The organism is Streptomyces sp. NPDC053665 (genome assembly GCF_055585285.1).
In genome coordinates, this window is record NZ_JBVJKK010000004.1 from 590763 (window position 1) to 609562 (window position 18800).

Here is an 18800-nt window from a genome sequence, read left to right on the forward strand (position 1 = left end):
TCGTCCTTCCCGCCACTTCCAGCACACCACTCCGGCCGAGTCGCCGGAAGGGCCGTTAGGCCTCGACCGGCCCGGCATCCGACCGGCGGGCCGGATCAGTAAGGCATGGGGCGCCCCGACGGCGTACGCAGGTCGGGAGGATCCGGCCGACGCGGCAGCCGGGGCTTCGTCACCTGAATCCTGAGCATGTTGATCGCCTTCGTCTCACGGCACCCCCGGGTGTCCAGGCTGCTCGTGCATCACTGGGCGCAACAGGGCCGGGCGGCCCTCATGGCAGCGGCGGCCGGCCCAGTGGGCCGAACGTCCCCGGCCAGGGCCGAACCGCCCCTGCCACCCGAGGCGCCGAGGTGCGACGGTGACAGTAATGCCCCTGCTGCACGAGGTGGCAGCGCGAAAGATTGGTGGTGGGGATCATGGAACTGCCCCTGGTCGTGGGTGTCGACGGGTCGGACGGCAGCATCCTGGCCGTCGACTGGGCGGTGGACGAGGCCGTGCGTCACGGCCTGCCGTTGCGCCTGGTGTACGGATCCCTGTGGGAGCGGTACGAGGGCGCGCTGCCCTCGGTGACGCTGCAACGGCCCTCGGAGCGGGTCCTGGCGCAGCACATCGTGGCCTCGGCCGAGGAACGCGTCCGGCGTCTCGATCCGGATGTCAAGCTCTCGGCCGAGGCGGTGGCCGCGGAAGCGGTGTCCGCTCTCCTCGGCGAGGGGGACAACGCCACTGCTCTCGTGACGGGCTCGCGCGGCCGGGGAGAGCTCAAGGGAGCGTTGCTGGGTTCCGTGGGGCTCGCTGTCGCGGCCCGCGCGTACTGCCCGGTCATCGTGGTCCGCGGTGACAAGGCGGGCCTGGCCGGCACCCATGAGCGGATCCTGCTCGGTGCCGGTGACCCCGACTCCAGCCACGAAGCCGTCCGGTTCGCCTTCCGGGAGGCCGAGGTGCGCGGCTGCGTGCTCGACATCGTGCGTGCCTGGCGCAGCCCCGCGCACGAGAACGTCGACCACCCGGCCGGCACCGACGAGGCAGCCGAGCAGGAGGCGCAGGCATCGCGGCTGATCGACGCCCTGGTCACCGACGTGGCGACCGATCACCCTGCCGTCCGGGTGAACCGGGTGCCGGTCGAGGGGCCGGCCCGCAAGGTCCTCGTGCATCGGTCGCAGGCCGCCGACCTGGTGATCGTCGGAGCACGGCGCCGGTCCGGTCACTTCGGGCTCCAGCTCGGCCGCGTGGGCCACACGTTGCTGCACCACGCGGCGTGCCCGGTGGCTGTCGTCCCGCAGCACGCCTGAGGCGGCGGCGGGGCCCGCGTCGCCGACGAAGCGTCCAGGTGTCCGGCGACACGAACGACGGCGTGTCGCCGGACACCGGGACGTCGTGCGTTCCGGGTGACACTGGCTGCACGGGGTCACCACCCGGTGAGCCCGCCCTCTCGACCTCTCAGCCGCGAAGGGGGCAGCCCAATGACGGCCTGGACCTGGGAGTACGAGGGGTACGACCCCGCGCAGGAGCGCCTGAGGGAGTCCTTGTGCACGCTGGGCAACGGCTGCTTCGCCACGCGGGGGGCGCTGCCCGAGTGCACCGCCGACGACGTGCACTACCCCGGCACCTACGCGGCCGGCTGCTACAACCGGCTCACCTCGTCCGTCGCAGGCCGGCGGGTCGAGAACGAGGACATGGTCAACCTGCCGAACTGGCTGCCGCTCCGCTTTCGCCGCCCGGGTGGTGCCTGGCTCACGCCGGACACCGCGCCCGTGCTCGCCCATCGGCAGGCCCTGAACCTGGACGCGGGGCTTCTGGTACGCACCACCCACTACGGCCTGGACGAGGGGCGGGTCCTCTCCGTCCGCCAGGAGCGGCTGGTGCACATGGCGGATCCGCACCTGGCGGCCCTGCGCACCGAGTTCACCGTGCAGGGCGAGCCCACGGACCTCGAGGTGGAGGCGGCGCTGGACGGCGGGGTGACCAACAGCGGCGTGCGCCGCTACCGCGGTCTGGACGGACGTCATCTGACCCATGTCCACACGGGCAGTGCCGATCCCAACACGGTGTGGCTGCGCTGTCGTACGCGCACCTCGGACATCCGGATCGGCATGGCCGCCCGCCTGACCTGCGACGCACCCGTGACCGCGACACACGAGCAACCGCGTGCCGTACAGCGGCTGCGGCTGGTCCTGCGACCGGGCCACGCCGTCACCGTCGACAAGACGGTGGCCCTGCACACCTCACGCGACCTCGCGATCAGCGACCCCCTGCAGACGGCCGTGGACCGGGTCAGCGCCGCCCCCGGGTTCGAGGCGCTGTCGCGATCCCACCTGACCGCGTGGGGCCGGCTGTGGCGGAGGGCGGAGATCGACGTCCCGGGGGAAGCCGGTGCCATCCTGCGGCTGCACCTGTTCCACGTGCTGCAGACCCTGTCCCCGCACACCGCGGACCTCGACGTGGGGGTGCCCGCGCGCGGCCTGCACGGCGAGGCCTACCGGGGACACGTCTTCTGGGACGAACTCTTCGTCCTGCCCTACATGAACCTGCACTTCCCCGAAGTGTCCCGGGCGCTCCTCCACTACCGGCACCGCCGCCTGGACCGGGCCCGGGCAGCCGCCCGGGCCCTGGGCCGGCGCGGGGCGCTGTACCCGTGGCAGAGCGGCAGCGACGGCCGGGAGGAGACCCAGCGACTGCACCTCAACCCGCGCTCGGGCCGCTGGCTGCCCGACCACACCCACCTCCAGCACCACGTCGGTTCGGCGATCGCCTACAACGTGTGGCAGTACTGCGAGGCCAGCGGTGACGCGGAGTTCCTGCACACCAAGGGATCCGAGATGATGGTGCAGATCGCGCGCTTCTGGGCCGACTCGGCCACCTGGGACGGCGGACTGGGCCGGTACCGCATCCGGGGTGTGGTCGGCCCCGACGAGTACCACGAGGCGTACCCGGACGCCGAGCGGCCCGGTCTGGACGACAACGCGTACACCAATGTGACGGCGGCCTGGGTGCTCGCCCGCACGCTCGAGGTGCTGCGGGGCCTGCCGGAACCGCGCCGGCGCGAACTCGTCGAACGCGCCGAGTTGGACGACGGCGAACTGGAGCGCTGGGAGGAGGTGTCCCGCGCGCTCCACGTGCCCTTCCACGACAAGGTCATCAGCCAGTTCGACGGATACGGCGAGCTGGCCGAACTCGACTGGGAGGGCTACCGGAAGCAGTACGACGACATCCGGCGGCTCGACAGGATCCTGGAGGCCGAGGACGACAGCGTCAACCGGTACAAGGCGTCCAAGCAGGCCGACGTGCTGATGCTCGGGTACCTCTTCTCGCCGGACGAACTCCGGGGCCTGTTCCGGCGCCTGGGCCTGCGCCTGGACGGAGAGACCTGGTCGCGGACCGTCGACTACTACCTGGCCCGTACCAGCCACGGCTCCACTCTCAGCGGGCTGGTCCACGGCTGGATCCTCGCCCGGGCCCGGCGCGACGAGGCATGGTCGTTCTGCCAGGAGGCGCTCAAAGGTGACGTCGCCGACCTGCAGGGCGGCACCACGGGCGAGGGCATCCACCTCGGGGCCATGGCCGGCACCCTCGATCTGGTCCAGCGTGGCCTCACCGGGCTGGAGACGCGACGGGGGGCGCTGTGGCTGGACCCGGTGCCACTGCCGGAGCTGTCGTCGTACGGCTTCTCGCTGCAGTACCAGCAGCACTGGGGGGTGAGACTGCGCCTGGAGAGCGGACGGCTGGAGATTACCGTCCCGGCGTCCGACGCCCCGCCCGTGGACGTGCGTCTGCCCGACCGGGCCGTCGGCGTCGGCCCCGGGGAAACGAGCCACTTGCTGCTTGCCGACGGGGCGTGAGGAGGCCCGCCAGAGACGAACGGCCCAGCCGGCGGGCACCGGAGCGTCACGGGGCGAGGGAGAAGTAGCTCTCCTCCTCCTGCGCGAAATGCAGGCGCAGCACGGTGTTCAGGCCGTACAGGCAGGCGCGGAGGTCGTCGAGCTGCTCTGCGGCCAGGCCACCGGAGGCCCGGGCGAGGCTCAGGTGGGTGCCGATCCGCCGTGCGAGGCGTTCGATCTCGGCGTGAGCGCGGCTCATGGTGGCGGTCGCCTCGGGGCCGCCCAGAGCTGGGGCCAGCGCAGGGTAGAGATGGTGTTCCTCGGCGGCCTCGTGCGGCAGCAGCCGCTGCGTGAGCAGCCGTTGCGCCTCCTCGACCGCCGCGAGGGCCCTCGGCCCGCAATCCCCGGACAACTGGTCGGCGGCGTCGCGCACGGCGGCCAGGACGTCCTGGAGGTCGTCGTGCTCCGCGGCGAAGCGGTGGATCAGTGCTTCGGTACCAGGGGTCACGGTGGGCCGTTCCGTCCCACCGCCACGCAGCGCGCGCAGCGCGTTGAGGATGACGGCGACATCGATGGCCTCCTGCAGCAGAGCCCCGGCAACCGGCGGCAGCAGCCCCGCGGCGGCGGCGGCCATCGCCGCCAGGGACAGCAGCATGCCGCCGAGAGCGCTCTGCACGGCGATGCGACGAGCACGGACCGCGATGAAGACGGCGTCGGCCAGCCGGTCCACCCGGTCGGTGGTCAGGACGACGTCGGCGGCCTCGGACGATGCCGTGGACCCTCGGGCGCCCATCGCCACGCCTACATCCGCTGCGGCCAGAGCGGGAGCGTCGTTGACGCCGTCGCCGACCATCACGGTCACCGCGCGCTCCTTCTCCGCACGCACGCACGCGACCTTGTCCGGGGGGCCGAGACCGGCGCGCACGTCGTCCAGACCCAGCAGAGCACCGACCTCGCGGGCGGGTGCGTTCCGGTCCCCGGTGAGCATCACCACGCGCTCGATGCCCGCAGTTCGCAGGCAGCGCACGGTGCGTGGGGCGTCATGACGCAGCGGATCCCGCAGGAGGACGGCGCCGGCCGGTTCGCCGCCGACGGTGAGCCAGGCGACGGCCGCTCCTTCGAGGAGGGCGCGATGGTCGACGGTGCCCGCCCAGGACGGCTGGGCGCCCGCCCAAGACCGGCGGCCGAGGGAGACCCGCAGGCCCGCCACGGTGCCGGTGACGCCTCGACCCGGTTGCTCGGTGACGTCCATGGGAGGCGTCAGCTCCAGTCCGCGCTCCCGCGCGGCCTCGACGACGGCCCGGGCGAGCACGTGCGGCGAGTACTGGTCGACCGAGGCGGCGAGCCGGAGCACCTCCGCCGGGGTCCGGCCCGCGGCGGCGGTCACGTCGAGGACGCGAGGGCGCCCGCGGGTGAGGGTCCCGGTCTTGTCCAGCAGCAGGGTGCGGGCCCGGCCCAGGTTCTCCAGCGCCCCGCCGTCCCGGACGACCACGCCCAGCCGCGACGCACGGGACAGGCCGGAGACGATGGCCACCGGCGCCGCCAGCAGCAGGGGGCACGGGGTGGCCACCACCAGGACGGCGACCGCCCGCACCGCGGAGCCGCTGATCAGCCACGCCAGGCCCGCGACCGCCACCGACAGGGGCAGGAACCACGCGGCATAGCGGTCGGCGAGCCGGACGACCGGTGCCGACTCCGCCCCCGCCTGCCGCGCGAGCCGCACGATCCCCGCGTACGTGCTGTCCCGTGCGCTCGCCTCGGCCCGCAGGTCGAAGGCCGCACCGGAGTTCACCACCCCGCTGCGCACCCCCTCACCGCGCGCCCGATCGACGTGCAGCGGCTCCCCGGTGAGCACCGATTCGTCGAGCACGGCCGCGGCGCTCTCCACCGTGCCGTCCACCGGGACCACCTCGCCCGGGCCGACCACCAGCAGATCGCCGACCACGATGTCGTCCAGCGCCACGGTGTCCACCTGGCTACCCGTGCGGCGGCGTGCCGACTTGGGTGTGTGCTCCAGCAGGACGCGCAGATCGCGGGCGGCTCGCCGCTGAGCGGTCCTCTCCAGGGAGCGGCCGGTGGCGAGCATCAACCCGATCAGCGCGCCGGCCAGGTACTCGCCCACGGCGAGCGTGCCTCCCAGTGCCAGGACGGCGATCAGGTCCACGCCTGCGTGCCCGTGCCGCAGCGCTGCGAGCACCCACGCCGACGCGGGTGCGACCGCGGCCACGGTGCCGACGGCCCACAGCAGGTCGGCCAGATCGGCTGAGCCGGCGAGCCGCGCGAAGGCGCCGGCGGCCACAGTGCTCGCAGTGACGAGCAGCAGGGCGAACTCCAGCCGCGGCGTCAAGTCCGATGAGACGGAGCGGCGCAGCCGGGCCGCGAAGAGTGGGGTGTCCATGATCCACCTCGGTCGGTCCGGGGCGTACGCCCTGCACCGGTGTACGACCATCAGAGCCCGGCACGGCATGCCGGGGGCAGGGGTCGGACAGCCCCGCCCCGGGGCCACCCGGCCCAAGCGGGAGCCCTCGTTCTGGCCGAGTATGGGTTCATGGGGCATCTCCCATGTGCTCCGTGCCCGCCACAGCGGTTCGCCGACGATGAACGAAGGGCCGGAGACGGAGGAGGAACGGACATGAAGGGCTTCGTTTTCCACGGCCCCGGGAGGTCCGCCTGGGAGGACGTGCCGGACCCGGGAATCAAGGACCCCACCGACGCCATCGTGCGGGTCGACGCCGTCACGATCTGCGGAACCGATCTGCACATCCTGAAGGGCGACGTTCCGGAGGTACCCCCCGGGACGGTGCTGGGCCACGAGGCTGTCGGCGAGATCGTCGAGACCGGCAGCGACGTGCGCACGGTCCGGCCCGGAGACCGGGTCCTCGTCTCCTGCATCACGGCCTGCGGCCGCTGCCGCTTCTGCAAGGACGGCGTCTACGGCCAGTGCCAGGGCGGAGGGGGCTGGATCCTCGGCCATCTGATCGACGGCACGCAGGCCGAGTACGTCCGCGTGCCGCACGCAGACCTGTCCGTGCACCCGCTGCCGGGCGCACTCGAGAGCAAGGACGCGGTGCTGTTCGCGGACATCTTCCCCACCGCGTACGAGGTGGGCGTGCTCAACGGCGGCGTGCGCCCGGGTGACACGGTCGCCGTCGTGGGCGCGGGTCCGATCGGGCTGGCCGCGATCATCACCGCCCGTCTGTACTCTCCCGAACGGATCATCGCGGTGGACCTCGCCGACTCCCGGCTGGAGGCCGCCAGACGGTTCGGTGCCGACGCCGCTGCCCCGGTGCGCGACGAGCCCGAGCAACTCGTCGCCGATCTCACCGGGGGTACCGGTGCCGACGTGGTGATCGAGGCGGTGGGAGTGCCCGAGAGCTTCGAGATGTGCACGCGTATGGTCCGGCCCGGCGGGCGTGTGGCCAACGTCGGCGTCCACGGCAAGCCCGCGACCCTGCACCTCGAGGATCTGTGGATCAGGAACGTGACCATCACCACCGGCCTCGTGGACACGTCCTCCACCCCGACGCTTCTGAGGATGGCGGCCTCCGGACGGGTACCGACCTCCGACCTGGTCACCCACTCCTTCGCCCTCGACCAGATGGAGGAGGCCTACGAGGTCTTCGCGCGTGCCGCCGACACCGGCGCGCTGAAGGTCGTCCTCGGCGGACAGCCGCACGACGAACTGGCCGTCCCGGCCGGCTGAGCGTCCCACGGGGCTGCCTCACCGGGTGGGCACGTCCTCGCCCGGCGAGCTGGCCAAGGTGTGTTGCCGGTACGACAATGGACGGGGCGCCGCCCCCGCGCGGCACCTGACCGGACAGGTGGCCGCGAACGGCACCTGGAGGATCGGCAGTGGTGAGCTACCCGGAGTCCGGCCAGGCACGTGTACGGCTGCCGCATCTGAGGCTGGACGAGCTGCTGGAGGAGTTGCAGGCCCGTCTGGATGCCGCGCGCGGTACCCGTGACCGGGTGCGCAGCCTCCTGGAGGCCGTGCTGTCGGTGGGCCGCGAACTCGACCTCGACCACGCCCTGCGCCGCATCGTCCAGGCGGCCGCAGTGCTGGTCGACGCCGAGTACGCGGCGCTGGGTGTGATCACCCCGGACGGCAAGCGGCTGTCCCGGTTCCTCACCGAGGGTGTCAGCGAGGAGCGGATAGCCGAGATCGGTCACTACCCGGAGGGGCACGGCATCCTGGGCGAACTGATCCGTCACCCCGAACCGCTGCGACTGACGAAGATCTCCGACCACCCCGCGTCGTACGGCTTTCCGGCCCACCACCCGCCCATGGACACCTTCCTGGGTGTCCCGATCCGGCTGCGTGAGCAGGTCTTCGGCAACCTCTACCTGACGGAGAAGCGGGGCGGAGCGGCCTTCGACGAGGAGGACGAGGCGGTCCTGGCGACATTGGCGGTGGCAGCCGGCGTCGCGATCGACAACGCGCGGCTGTACGAGGAGTCCCGGCTGCATGAGCGCTGGCTGGAGGCCAGCGCGGAGATCACGCACAGCCTGATGTCCGGCGGCGAGCGTGGCGAGGTGCTCGGCCTGATCGCCGAGCGGGCCCGGGAGATCACCTCGGCGTCCCTGGCGGTGGTCGCCGTGCCGGTGGACGACATCGGCGCTCTCTCCGTCGAGCTGGCGATCGGAGAGGGAGCCGAAGCTCATCGTGGCCGTGTGCTTCCCGTGGAAGGAAGCCTCATCGGTCGCGCCTTCTCCGATCGGGCCCCCGTCATCAGTGCCGACCTCTCGAGCGACGAGCGGCTGTCCGCCGACCCCGCGCGTGCCGTCGGCCACGGACCGGCCGTCGCCGTCCCCATCGGCACGGGCGAGGGCGTACGGGGCGTCGCCCTGCTCGTGCGCGAGACCGGCGGGCCGGCCTTCGCGGAGGCGGAGATCGACCCGTTGCAGGCGTTCGCCGCCCAGGCGGCCGTTGCCATGGAACTGGCCGAGCACCGCCGGGACGCCGAACAGATCGCGATGCTCGAGGACCGCGACCGTATCGCCCGCGACCTCCACGACCTCGCCATCCAGAGACTTTTCGCCACGGGCATGACCCTGCAGAGCGCCGGCCGCCTCATCGACCACCCAGAAGCGTCTGAGCGGGTCATGCGCGCGGTGGACGATCTCGACGAGACCATCAAGATCATCCGGACGACGATCTTCGGATTGCATGCACGGGAGGACAACGACCGGTCCGGCCTGCGATCCCGTGTGGTACGCGTCGTGGGGGAGAAGGCCGCCGCACTGGGTTTCGCGCCCGGTGTACGGATGGAAGGGCTGCTGGACACCCAGGTCCCGGCCGCGATCGCCGACCACGTGATCGCCGTGCTCTCGGAGGCCCTGACCAACGTCGCCAGGCACGCGCACGCCGGACGCACCGAGGTGGTGCTGGCGACGGACGGCCGTGACGTACGCCTGTACGTCACCGACGACGGTGTCGGCATCACGCCCGGCGGTCGCCGCAGCGGCCTGCGCAACATGACCGATCGCGCCGAGCAGCTCGGCGGGTCGCTGGAGGTGTCGAGCCCGGCCGGCGGAGGCGTGTCACTGGTGTGGTGCGTGCCGATGAAGCAGGTCTGAGCGCGCGGCCGGTACACCCGCCGACGCCCCCGTCCCCCGCGTCCGGACGACAGGCGAGCCCACCCCCTGCGCCGCGACCGGCCCTCGCCGATGGGGCCGAACGGTCCCGGGGCGGGACCTGCGACCCCTGCACCGGGACGGCTCCCCGGCGCGAACCTGAGGGTGGGAAGCGAATCAGGAGGTGGACAGCATGTTGCGCTACATCATGGTGGGCCTCGACGGCTCCTCCGAGAGCCGGGCAGCCGCCGAATGGGCGGCCCGCGAGGCCGGTCTGCGTGGGCTGTCCCTGCGGTTGGTGCACGTCTGGGAGCCTGTCGCGCAGCCGCTGGCGCAGGCACCGCTGCTCGGGACGGAGACCCTGAAGCACTGGAGCGAGCGGATTCCGCGCGGAACCGCCGAGGGGCTGCGGGCGCGCCACCCGGGAGTGGACGTGAGCGCGATCCAACTGAACGGGGCACCCGGCGACGTGCTGGTGGATCTGGCCAGGGATGCCGAACTGCTGGCCCTTGGATCCCGGGGCCTGAGCGGGATCGGCGGGTTCATCGTCGGTTCCGTCGGACAGGCCGTCATCGCGCGGACCGAGACACCGGTGGTGCTGGTGCGGTCCGGGGAACAGGCGGCGGACGAGCACGTCATGGATCCCGCCGGCATACCGTCCGCGGCGACGGGGTTCCGTCCCGTGCTGCTGGGGCTCGACACCCGCAGTCCGGACGACACGGTCCTCGCGTTCGCTTTCGAGGAAGCCGCCCGCCGCGGCACGTCCTTGCGCGTCCTGCACGCCTGGACGCCGCCGCCGTACAACATCTACGGCCTGTCCGATCACGTGAGTGTGCGCGACGAACTCGCCCGGGAGTACGCGGCCGAGCTCACCGAGGCACTGCGTCCCTGGCGGGACAAGTACCCGGCGGTCGAGGTCATCGAGGCCTCCCGTGCCGGCAGTGCGGCCGACCAGCTCGTGAGCTCCTCCCGCTACGCCTCGCTCGTCGTGGTGGGGCGGCGGACACGGCGCAACCGCTTCGGGGTGCACATCGGCCCCGTGGCCCACGCCGTGCTGCACCACGCCGTCGTCCCCGTCGTCGTGGTGGCCCACGGCTGACAGGCGCGCGCAGCGGAGTGACACCGGCAGGGGGCGGCCCGGGAGGCCGCCCCCTCACAGGTGTGCCGTGTGGTCGGGGACGTAGGTCTGCAGATCGCGCGGGGGACGCCGGTATCCGGTCGAGGCCGGCCGGTCGGGCAGGTGCAGCACCGGCGGGGGCACCTCGTGGTACGGCACGGTCCCCAGCAGGTGGGCGATCATGTTGAGCCTGGCGCGCCGCTTGTCGTCGCTCTCGACGACGTACCACGGCGCCTCCGCGATGTCGGTGTGCACCATCATCACGTCCTTGGCGCGTGAGTACGCCTCCCACCGGGTGATCGACTCGAGGTCCATCGGTGACAGTTTCCAGCGGCGCAGAGGGTCCTCGAGACGCTTGCGGAAGCGCTCCTGCTGCTCGGTGTCGCTGACCGAGAACCAGTACTTGCGCAGCAGGATCCCGTCCTCCACCAGCATGCGCTCGAAGACCGGGCACTGGCGCAGGAAGAGCCGGTGCTCCTCCGGCGTGCAGAAGCCCATGACGTGCTCCACCCCGGCCCGGTTGTACCAGGACCGGTCGAACAGGACGATCTCCCCGCCGGCGGGGAGGTGCTCGACGTAGCGCTGGAAGTACCACTGGCTGCGCTGGCGCTCGGTGGGCTTCGGCAGCGCCGCGATCCGCGCGACGCGCGGGTTGAGGTGCTCGGTGACCCGCTGGATCGTGCCGCCCTTGCCGGCCGCGTCACGCCCCTCGAAGACGACGACGAGCCGCGCGCCCTGCGCGCGCACCCATTCTTGGAGCTTCACCAGCTCCGTCTGCAACCGGGTCAGTTCCTTCTCGTACGCCTTACGGGGCATTCTCGCCGGCTTGCGCTCCGTCATGCCGTCTCCCGCTGCGGGGCTCGATCGGGACACCGTGCTGGCACCGTACTGCCGGTCGGGCGGGCGCGCACGACAGGCGCTCGCCCCGGGTCACTCCCCGGGGACGGCCAGCTCCCGGGCGACCCCGGCTGCCCAGGCGCTGATCCGCGTGAAGTCCCGGTAGTCGCCGCCCCTGCCCGAGTTCACGATCATCCGGGCGAGGCGGCCCTTGACCTCACCTTCCAGGCAGCCGCCGAACGTCACGTGGCCCCGGGGGTCGATGCGGTGGGCCAGCTGCTGCACCCCGGGGGCGGGAGGAATGTCCCGCTCTGACGCCGACGGGTCCAGGGGGCCACTGCTGAACAGCCACACCGGCCGTGCGGCGAGGGCTTTGCGCCGGCGCCGGGCGAAGCGCCGGGCGTCGCGTTGCCACCGGCCCGCGTACAGGCCGGCGCCGAGGACGACCGCGTCGTAGGCGCTGATGTCGGTGACCTCCGCCGCGGACCGCACGTGGACGTCCAGTCCATGATCGGCCAGGATCTCACCGACGCGGCGGGCGATCTCGGCGGTCGACCCGTTGGTCGAGCCGTAGGCCACCAATACCTTCTTGTCCATGGCCATCACGTCTCCTCACGGCCTGTGCTGCCAGTAGTAGGGCATTCCGTGCAGGGCCGGTTCGCCGTGCGGGGGCCGGTGGTCGTCGAAACGGTGGGTGAGGTGGTCGACGACCGCGATCACCCCGTCCGTCCGACGGCACATCTCCACGGCCGTGGTGGTCTCGACCCGGCGTTCGAGCTGCCCGCTCAGGGTCACGACGCCTTGGTGCACGTCCACGGCGACGGCATCGGGCGGCAGCCGCAGCACCCGGCCCAGCACCTCGTGCCTGATCGTGTCCCGGATCTCCGGGTCGGGGCGCAGGAACACCTGCAGGAGGTCGCGGCGGGTGACGATCCCGACGAGTCGTTCCTCGTCATCGACGACCGGCAGCCGTTCGACGTGGTGCTGGGCCATGACTCTGGCCGCCTCCGCCACAGTCACGTCGCTGCGGACCGTGATGGCGGGCCGGGACATGAGCTGCCCGGCCGTACGGGCTCGGGCCCGGCTCCGGCGGGTGTGCGCCCCCGGTGCCCAGCGCCTCGGATGGAACCACGCACCGGCGCTCGACGCGCCCGGGCCGTCGGCCTGACGGAGCAGCAGATCCGATGCGGACACGACACCGACGACCTTCTCGTCGTCGTCCACCACCGGCAGGCCGCTGATCCCGTTCCGGGCGAGCCGCCGCGCGACCTCCTTGAACGGTGTGCCGTACTCGGCGCGCACGACATCGGCCGTCATCAGCGCGCCGACCTTGCTGTGCTTCATCGTCCTGCGCCTCCTTCAGTGGCACGCACGAACCCGCGGGTTCACCGGAGCCTGCGCAGATAGGGGTCGTGGGCGCGGCGCGGCAGGAGCCGGATCCGCGCGTCGAGGGCCATGACGCGTTCGGGCCGCGCGAGGACCGGGTTGAGGTCCAGCTCGGCGAGGGTGGGCAGATCGCCTGCCATGCGCGAGAGCCGCAGCAGCACCTGTTCCAGCCCGGTCGTGTCGACGGGCCGGGCACCGTCGTACCCGAACAGCAGAGGTGCGCAGCGTGGTGAGGTGATCAGCTCGCGGGCGTCCAGATCGGTGAGGGGGGCAAGACGCGCCGCGTGGTCGGCCAGGACCTCCGTCGCCGTACCACCGAGCCCGAACAGCACGAGCGGTCCGAACACCTCGTCCTGCACCACTCCCGCGACCAGTTCGATGCCGCGTGCGGCGAGCGGCTGGACGACCGCCCCGGTCAGGACGTGACCGAAGCGGGCGGCGAAATCCCGGAAGGCGGCGCGCACCTGCGCCTCGCCGCGTACATCTAGATGGATCGCGTGCTGGGCCGTCTTGTGCAGGAGTCCGGGCCAGTGAGCCTTCAGGACGACCCGTCCGTCCGGGCCTCCGAGCCGGTTGGCGGCCCAGACCGCTTCGTCCTCGGTCTCGGCCCAGGCCCACGGTGCCTGCGGGATGCCGTAGCAGCCGAGGAGTTCCGCGCACAGGCGGGGTTCGGGCCATCCACCCTCGGGATGACGGCGCAGGAACTCCTCCACCAGGCTCTGCGCCCGCGGCGTGTCGATGCCCGGAAGTACGGGGAAGGCACCGGGCGGCCGGGCCAGCCGGTGGGCACGCTCGACGGCGTGGGCGAGGGCGCGGGCCGCCGCCTGGGGGTCGGCGTACGCCGGCACCCGGCCCGTGCCGGCGGTCAGCAATCGTACCGGGACCTCCTGGTCCAGCAGGACGACCGCGGTCGTGCGCGAACGGCGCGCCGGCGCACGGGTGACCGCGCCGACCAGATCGTCGCCGGTGGCCGCCGCGACGGCGGTGGGAACCAGCGCGACGACGATCGCGTCGAGGCCGTCGTGCGTGGCCAGCAGGTCGACGCAGGCGCGCAGCTGCTCCTCCGAGACGGCGGCCGTCGCGTCGACGGGGTTGGCGGTGCTCGCACCGGGCGGGAGCACGCTCCGCAGGCCGTCCGTTAGCGCGGGCGGCAGCGGGGGCAGGACCAGTCCGGCCTCCGCGCAGGCGTCGGCGGCCAGCACACCGGCGCCGCCCGCGTTGGTGACCACGACGACCCGGCCGTCGGCGGGCAGGGGCTGGGTGTGCAGCAGAGCTGCGGTCTCGAGCAGTTCGGGCACGGTGCGGGTGGCGGTGATGCCGGCCTGGAGGAACAAGGCGCGCCGGGTCATGGTCGTCGTGGCGGCGGCGGCCGTGTGGGAGGCGGCGGCTCGGCGACCCGCCTCGGTGCGGCCGGCGTCGACGGTCAGCAGGGGCATGCGGCGCGTGACACGGCGCGCGGTACGGGAGAAGGCCCGCGGGTTCCCGAAGGACTCCAGGTGCAGCAGGGCCAGTTCGGTCCGCCCGTCGGACTCCCACCACTGCAGCAGGTCGTTGCCGCTGACGTCGTACTTGTCCCCGAGCGAGACGAAGCTGGACACGCCGATGCCGAGCCGTGCCAGACCGCCCAGCAGGGCGATGCCGACCCCACCGGACTGCACGGCCACACCGGCGCTGCCGGGCGCGGGATGGGCGGCGGCGAAGGTGGCGTCGAGACGCATGGGCTCCTCGGTGTTGGCCACGCCCAGGCAGTTGGGGCCCACGAGACGCATGTCGTGGTCACGGCACGCCGAGAGCAGGTCCCGGGCCTGCCGGGCGTCGAGACCGGAGGAAACCACCAGCAGCGCACGCACACCAAACCGCCCGCACTCCTCCGCCACCGGCGCACAAGCCGCGGCCGGTACGGCGACCACCACCAGGTCGGGTACCTGTGGAAGGGCACCCACCGACGGGTAGGAGCGGATGCCGTGCACGGACGTCGCCGTCGGGTTGACGGCATACAGGTCTCCTGCGAAGCGGCCGGTTGACAGGTTGTGGAGCACGGCCCGGCCCACCGATCCCGGCCTGCGTCCCGCCCCGACGACCGCGACGCACCGGGGCCTCAGCAGTGGTACGAGGCTGGCCACATCGGCAGCACGCCCGCGAAGCTCGACATGCCGGAGGTAGTCCTCGGTCTCCTCCAGGGGGATCACACAATGCACCTCGGGTCCCTCGAATCGCCGCTCGGTGCGCAGACCCAGGTCGGTGAAGACCTTGAGCACCTCGTGGTTCTCGGAGAGCGCGTCCGCGGTGAAGGTCGTCACCCCGTGTGTGCGAGCGGCGGAGACCAGGTGCTCGAGCAGGAGCGTGCCCACTCCGCGATGGTGGCGTCCGTCGCGGACCGCCAGCGAGATCTCGGCGTGCTGCGCCGGCTCCCTGGGTGCGGTCTGGTACTCGGCGATCCCGATGACCTGGCCCGCGTGCTCGGCGACCAGCGCGTGATAGCCCGAATCGGCGGTCTGGGCGACTCGCGCGGCGGCCTGCTCGGCGGAGCGGCGACTCACGGAGAAGAAGCGCAGTCGCAGGTTCGACTGGGACATGTCCGAGTACAGACGCAGGACGGCCTCCTGGTCGTCCGGTCGCGCAGGTCGCAGGCAGATCGTCGTGCCGTCGGTGAGCAGAGCGTGCACCCGTTCACCGGATGCTGGGGTGACGGTCATGACAGGCCCTTTCGTCGGCAGGTCCGCACGTTCAGCGTCGCTCTCGTGCGGCGGGGGAACGATGGGCCGGTCGGGCACGGAGGCGGGTCGTCCGGCCCGGGCCGGTGCCCGTCCGGCCCGCGACGGCTCAGGGCAGGGGTTCGCCGAGTTCCGTCTCGACGGCGTCGGCCATGGCGCGCAGGACGTCGAGGGTGCGCCGCGCCTCGGCCTCGTCGATCTCGGTGATGGCGAAGCCGACGTGTACGACGACGTAGGAGCCGACGTCCGCGTGGGGTGTGTAGGCGAGGCAGACCTCGCGCCGTACGCCACCGAAGTCCACCGTCGCCATACGCAGTCCGGTCTCCTCCCGTACCCGCAGGACCTGTCCGGGGATGCCGAGGCACATCGCCCTCACCTCTCCTTTCCGAGCCGGGCTGCGGCCACGGCCACCTGGCCGTAACTGATGCCGCCGTCACCGACCGGAACCTCGTGGCCGACCAGGACCCGCAGCCCCTGGGAGCGCAGCAGTCGCCGCACGTCGCTCAGCAGACGGCCGTTGGCGAAGCAGCCCCCTCCCAGGCAGACGGTGCGGGGTGCGCCGGCTTCGACGGCCCGGGCCACGAGGTCGGCCGTGACACGGGCGAGCGTCACGTGGAACGCGGCAGCCAGGTACGGTGCCGCCTCACCGTCGGCTCGCCGCTCCAGCAACTCGGCGAGCGTCGAGGTCGAGTCGTACACCCACAGGCCGTCCGCGCGGACGATCCGATGGGCCAGCGGCACGGCGTGCGCCGACCCGGCCATGGCCTCCAGCCGGACGGCCGCTTCGCCCTCGTAGCTGACGGGACCGGCCCTGCCCAGCAGTGCCGCCGCTGTATCGAACAGGCGTCCCGCGCTCGACGCCCGGGGACAGTTGACCCGCCGGGCGACCATCGCGCGTACCGCGGCGACCTCGCCCCGGTCGAGCCGCTCGGTGAAGCGGCGGACGAGCGCGGGGGAGGGGAGGGGCGTGCCCAGGGGCTCGGCGTCCAGGAGGTGCCCCAGGGCGGCGCGCGAGGGATGGCGCACGGCCGCGTCGCCACCGGGCAGCGGCGCGGTCGCGAACCTGCCCACGCGGCGGTAGCCGCTCAGCTCGGCGAGGAGGATCTCGCCGCCCCACAGCGTGCCGTCGTCGCCGAGGCCGAGACCGTCGTAGGCGACGCCCAGGAAGGGACCGCGCACCCCGTGTTCGGCTGCGACGGCGGCCACGTGTGCGTGGTGGTGCTGGACCCCGACGCGCGGCAGGTTCTGTTCGCACGCCCACCGAGTGGACAGGTAGCCGGGATGCAGGTCGTGTGCCAGCGCGGCCGGTTCGATGCCGGTCAGCCGTTTCAGGTCGGCGTAGGACCTCAGGAACGCCCCGTACGTCGCTGCGTCGGACAGGTCGCCGGTGTGCGGACCCAGGTACGCCCGGCCGTCGCCCGCGAGCGTGAACGTGTGCTTGAGCTGGGCACCCACCCCGGCCAGAGGCGTCCGCACCGTGAGGGGAAGGGGCGCGGGTGCCAGGCCGCGGGCCCGGCGGACGGTGATGCGCTGCCGGCCCTCGAACCGCACGACCGAATCGTCGTAGCGGGCCCGGATGGGCCGGTCGTGGGTGAGGAAGGCGTCCGCGACGCGGGTGAGCGCGGCGAACGCCCCGGCCTCCTCGACGGCGATCGGCTCGTCCGAGAGGTTCCCGCTCGTCACCACGAGCGGGCGGTTCACCTCGTCGAGCAGGAGATCGTGCAGGCCGGTCGTGGGAAGGAACAGGCCGCTGCGCGGGACTCCGGGGGCGACCTCCGGTGCAATCGGATGCCCGCGCCGGGCGGCCAGCAGAACCACCGGACGTGCCGGCGAGGTGAGCGCCGCACGCTCGGCACTGCCGACACGGGCCAGCCGGACGGCCGTGCCGATGTCGCGGACCATGACCGCGAACGGTTTGGACGGACGGTGTTTGCGCCGGCGCAGCGCAGCAACGGCCTCGCTGTCCGTCGCGTCGCACACCAGTTGGTACCCACCGAGCCCTTTCACCGCGACCACGGCTCCCTCGGAGATCGCCTTCGCCGCGGCCGACAGCGCTGTCGCACCCCGCAGTGGGCCGTAGGCCGCCCGAGGCCCGCAGGCGGGACAGGCCACGGGCTCGGCGTGGAAGCGCCGGTTCCCAGGGTCGGCGTACTCCGCGGCGCAGTCCCGGCACAGCGGGAAGTGCCGCATCGTGGTGCGGGCCCGGTCGTAGGGGAGCTCCTCGATGATCGTCGCCCGGGGGCCGCAGTCGGTGCAGTTGATGAACGGGTAGCGATACCGCCGGTCGGCGGGGTCGTACAGCTCCCGCAGACAAGCGTCGCAGATCGCCGCGTCGGGCGGGATCTCACGCACGGGGCTTCGGGCGCGGCCGGACGTGCTCTCCCGTACCCGGAACCCCTGGTCCGCACTGTCTCCGGCGCTGGTCAGCTCGACCCGCCGTACCCGCGCCAGGGGCGGCGCCCTCGTTGCGAGGCGGGCGGCGAACTCTTCGATCGTGCGGGAGTCGCCGGCCACCTCACCCTCCACGTGGCCGTCCACGTTCGCCACCCACCCGTCGAGTCCGAGGGCATCGGCGGTGCGGTACACGAAGGGCCGGAAGCCGACGCCCTGCACCACTCCGAAGACGCGGAAGCCGCGCACGCTCATGGCCGTCTCCCCTGCTGTGCGGCACGGTGACGCACCACTTCGTCCTCGACCGCGTCCGCGAGCGCTTCCACGGCCTGCGCAACGGCAGGCGTAAGCCCGGTGCCGGGGGACGAGTCGGAGCCCTCCACCGCGTACACGACGAGACGCCCCGGCAACTGTCCCAGGGCACGGGCGAGGTCGACGGCCTCACCGAGACCGAGCCCGTGCGAGCTGGTCGTCGCCGGTTGCCCCAGCCACACGGCGTCCAGGGCGACCCGGTGGATCCGGCCCGGGCTGGCGGGTCGTGCGTGGGCGGCGTCCACGACCACGGCCAGCCCGGCACCCGCCCACAACCCGATGAGCCGGGCCGGATCCCCGTCACAGACCGACACTACGGTGTCGGGGAGGCTGCCCCTGGAGTCGGTCCGCTCCCGAAGAAGCGAGGCCACCGCCGGGCCCACACCGTCGTCGCGCCGGAACTCGTTCCCGACGCCGATCACGACGATCCCTCCGCGGTCCATGACTCCACGCTGAGCCCCGTCCGCGCAGCGATCCAGGGCCGAAAGGCCCCGATCGGTGGAGCGGAGCGCCTCCGTCCAGGGCCACGGCCCGGCCGAGGACGCAGCAGAGGGCCCTTCGGCCCACCTGTGAGTACCTGATGACCCCTGACAGCCCCGGCGCGCAGCCGTGAGGCTGGGACGAGGAGCCGTCGGAAATCAGCTCGCCGACAGGCAG

13 protein-coding genes are annotated in these 18800 nt (G+C 72.6%); 5 read left to right on the forward strand and 8 right to left on the reverse strand.

Annotation, left to right across the window (positions count from 1 at the left end):
• Positions 1-413: 413 nt before the first annotated feature.
• A complete protein-coding gene (locus tag ACZ6ZN_RS19655; protein WP_469647871.1) occupies positions 414-1286 on the forward strand; it encodes a universal stress protein in 873 nt (290 codons plus the stop codon).
• 171 nt (positions 1287-1457) lie between these two features.
• Positions 1458-3833: a glycoside hydrolase family 65 protein gene (locus ACZ6ZN_RS19660; RefSeq protein ID WP_469647874.1), complete on the forward strand. Its 2376-nt coding sequence runs from the start codon at positions 1458-1460 to the stop codon at positions 3831-3833.
• Positions 3834-3879: 46 nt separating this feature from the next.
• Here the strand turns inward: ACZ6ZN_RS19660 and ACZ6ZN_RS19665 are convergent, their stop codons facing one another.
• The gene (locus tag ACZ6ZN_RS19665) at positions 3880-6210 is read right to left on the reverse strand and encodes a heavy metal translocating P-type ATPase (protein ID WP_469647877.1); all 2331 of its coding nucleotides are present in this window, start codon (positions 6208-6210) and stop codon (positions 3880-3882) included.
• Positions 6211-6444: 234 nt separating this feature from the next.
• Between ACZ6ZN_RS19665 and ACZ6ZN_RS19670 the strand changes: the two genes are divergently transcribed.
• From ACZ6ZN_RS19670 to ACZ6ZN_RS19680, 3 genes are all read left to right on the forward strand, one after another.
• On the forward strand, positions 6445-7515 hold the full coding sequence (locus ACZ6ZN_RS19670) for a zinc-dependent alcohol dehydrogenase family protein (protein ID WP_451878437.1): 1071 nt from the start codon (positions 6445-6447) through the stop codon (positions 7513-7515).
• Between the two features lie 152 nt (positions 7516-7667).
• Complete coding sequence (locus ACZ6ZN_RS19675; protein WP_469647880.1) at positions 7668-9389, forward strand: sensor histidine kinase; 1722 nt, start codon at positions 7668-7670, stop codon at positions 9387-9389.
• Between the two features lie 190 nt (positions 9390-9579).
• The gene (locus tag ACZ6ZN_RS19680) at positions 9580-10485 is read left to right on the forward strand and encodes a universal stress protein (RefSeq protein ID WP_451878439.1); all 906 of its coding nucleotides are present in this window, start codon (positions 9580-9582) and stop codon (positions 10483-10485) included.
• Positions 10486-10539: 54 nt separating this feature from the next.
• On the opposite strand, the gene ppk2 is transcribed toward ACZ6ZN_RS19680, so the two are convergent.
• The 7 genes from ppk2 to ACZ6ZN_RS19715 all read right to left on the reverse strand — a co-directional run bounded on the left by ppk2 (position 10540) and on the right by ACZ6ZN_RS19715 (position 18586).
• Positions 10540-11343: a polyphosphate kinase 2 gene (gene ppk2 / locus ACZ6ZN_RS19685; RefSeq protein WP_451878440.1), complete on the reverse strand. Its 804-nt coding sequence runs from the start codon at positions 11341-11343 to the stop codon at positions 10540-10542.
• Between the two features lie 90 nt (positions 11344-11433).
• Entirely contained in the window at positions 11434-11937 is a 504-nt protein-coding gene (locus tag ACZ6ZN_RS19690; RefSeq protein WP_451878441.1) for a flavodoxin domain-containing protein, read from the reverse strand.
• Between the two features lie 15 nt (positions 11938-11952).
• Positions 11953-12684, reverse strand: a complete 732-nt coding sequence (locus ACZ6ZN_RS19695; protein WP_451878442.1) for a CBS domain-containing protein — start codon at positions 12682-12684, stop codon at positions 11953-11955.
• Between the two features lie 41 nt (positions 12685-12725).
• Positions 12726-15422 carry a bifunctional acetate--CoA ligase family protein/GNAT family N-acetyltransferase gene (locus ACZ6ZN_RS19700; RefSeq protein WP_469647885.1) on the reverse strand — a complete coding sequence of 899 codons (2697 nt, stop codon included), beginning with the start codon at positions 15420-15422 and terminating at the stop codon, positions 12726-12728.
• A 127-nt stretch (positions 15423-15549) separates the two neighbouring features.
• Positions 15550-15807, reverse strand: a complete 258-nt coding sequence (locus ACZ6ZN_RS19705; protein WP_451878444.1) for a HypC/HybG/HupF family hydrogenase formation chaperone — start codon at positions 15805-15807, stop codon at positions 15550-15552.
• Positions 15808-15812: 5 nt separating this feature from the next.
• The gene (gene hypF / locus ACZ6ZN_RS19710; RefSeq protein ID WP_469647888.1) at positions 15813-18086 is read right to left on the reverse strand and encodes a carbamoyltransferase HypF; all 2274 of its coding nucleotides are present in this window, start codon (positions 18084-18086) and stop codon (positions 15813-15815) included.
• Positions 18083-18586 carry a hydrogenase maturation protease gene (locus ACZ6ZN_RS19715; protein WP_451878446.1) on the reverse strand — a complete coding sequence of 168 codons (504 nt, stop codon included), beginning with the start codon at positions 18584-18586 and terminating at the stop codon, positions 18083-18085. Before ACZ6ZN_RS19715 ends, hypF begins: the two co-directional genes overlap by 4 nt.
• Positions 18587-18800 lie beyond the last annotated feature (214 nt).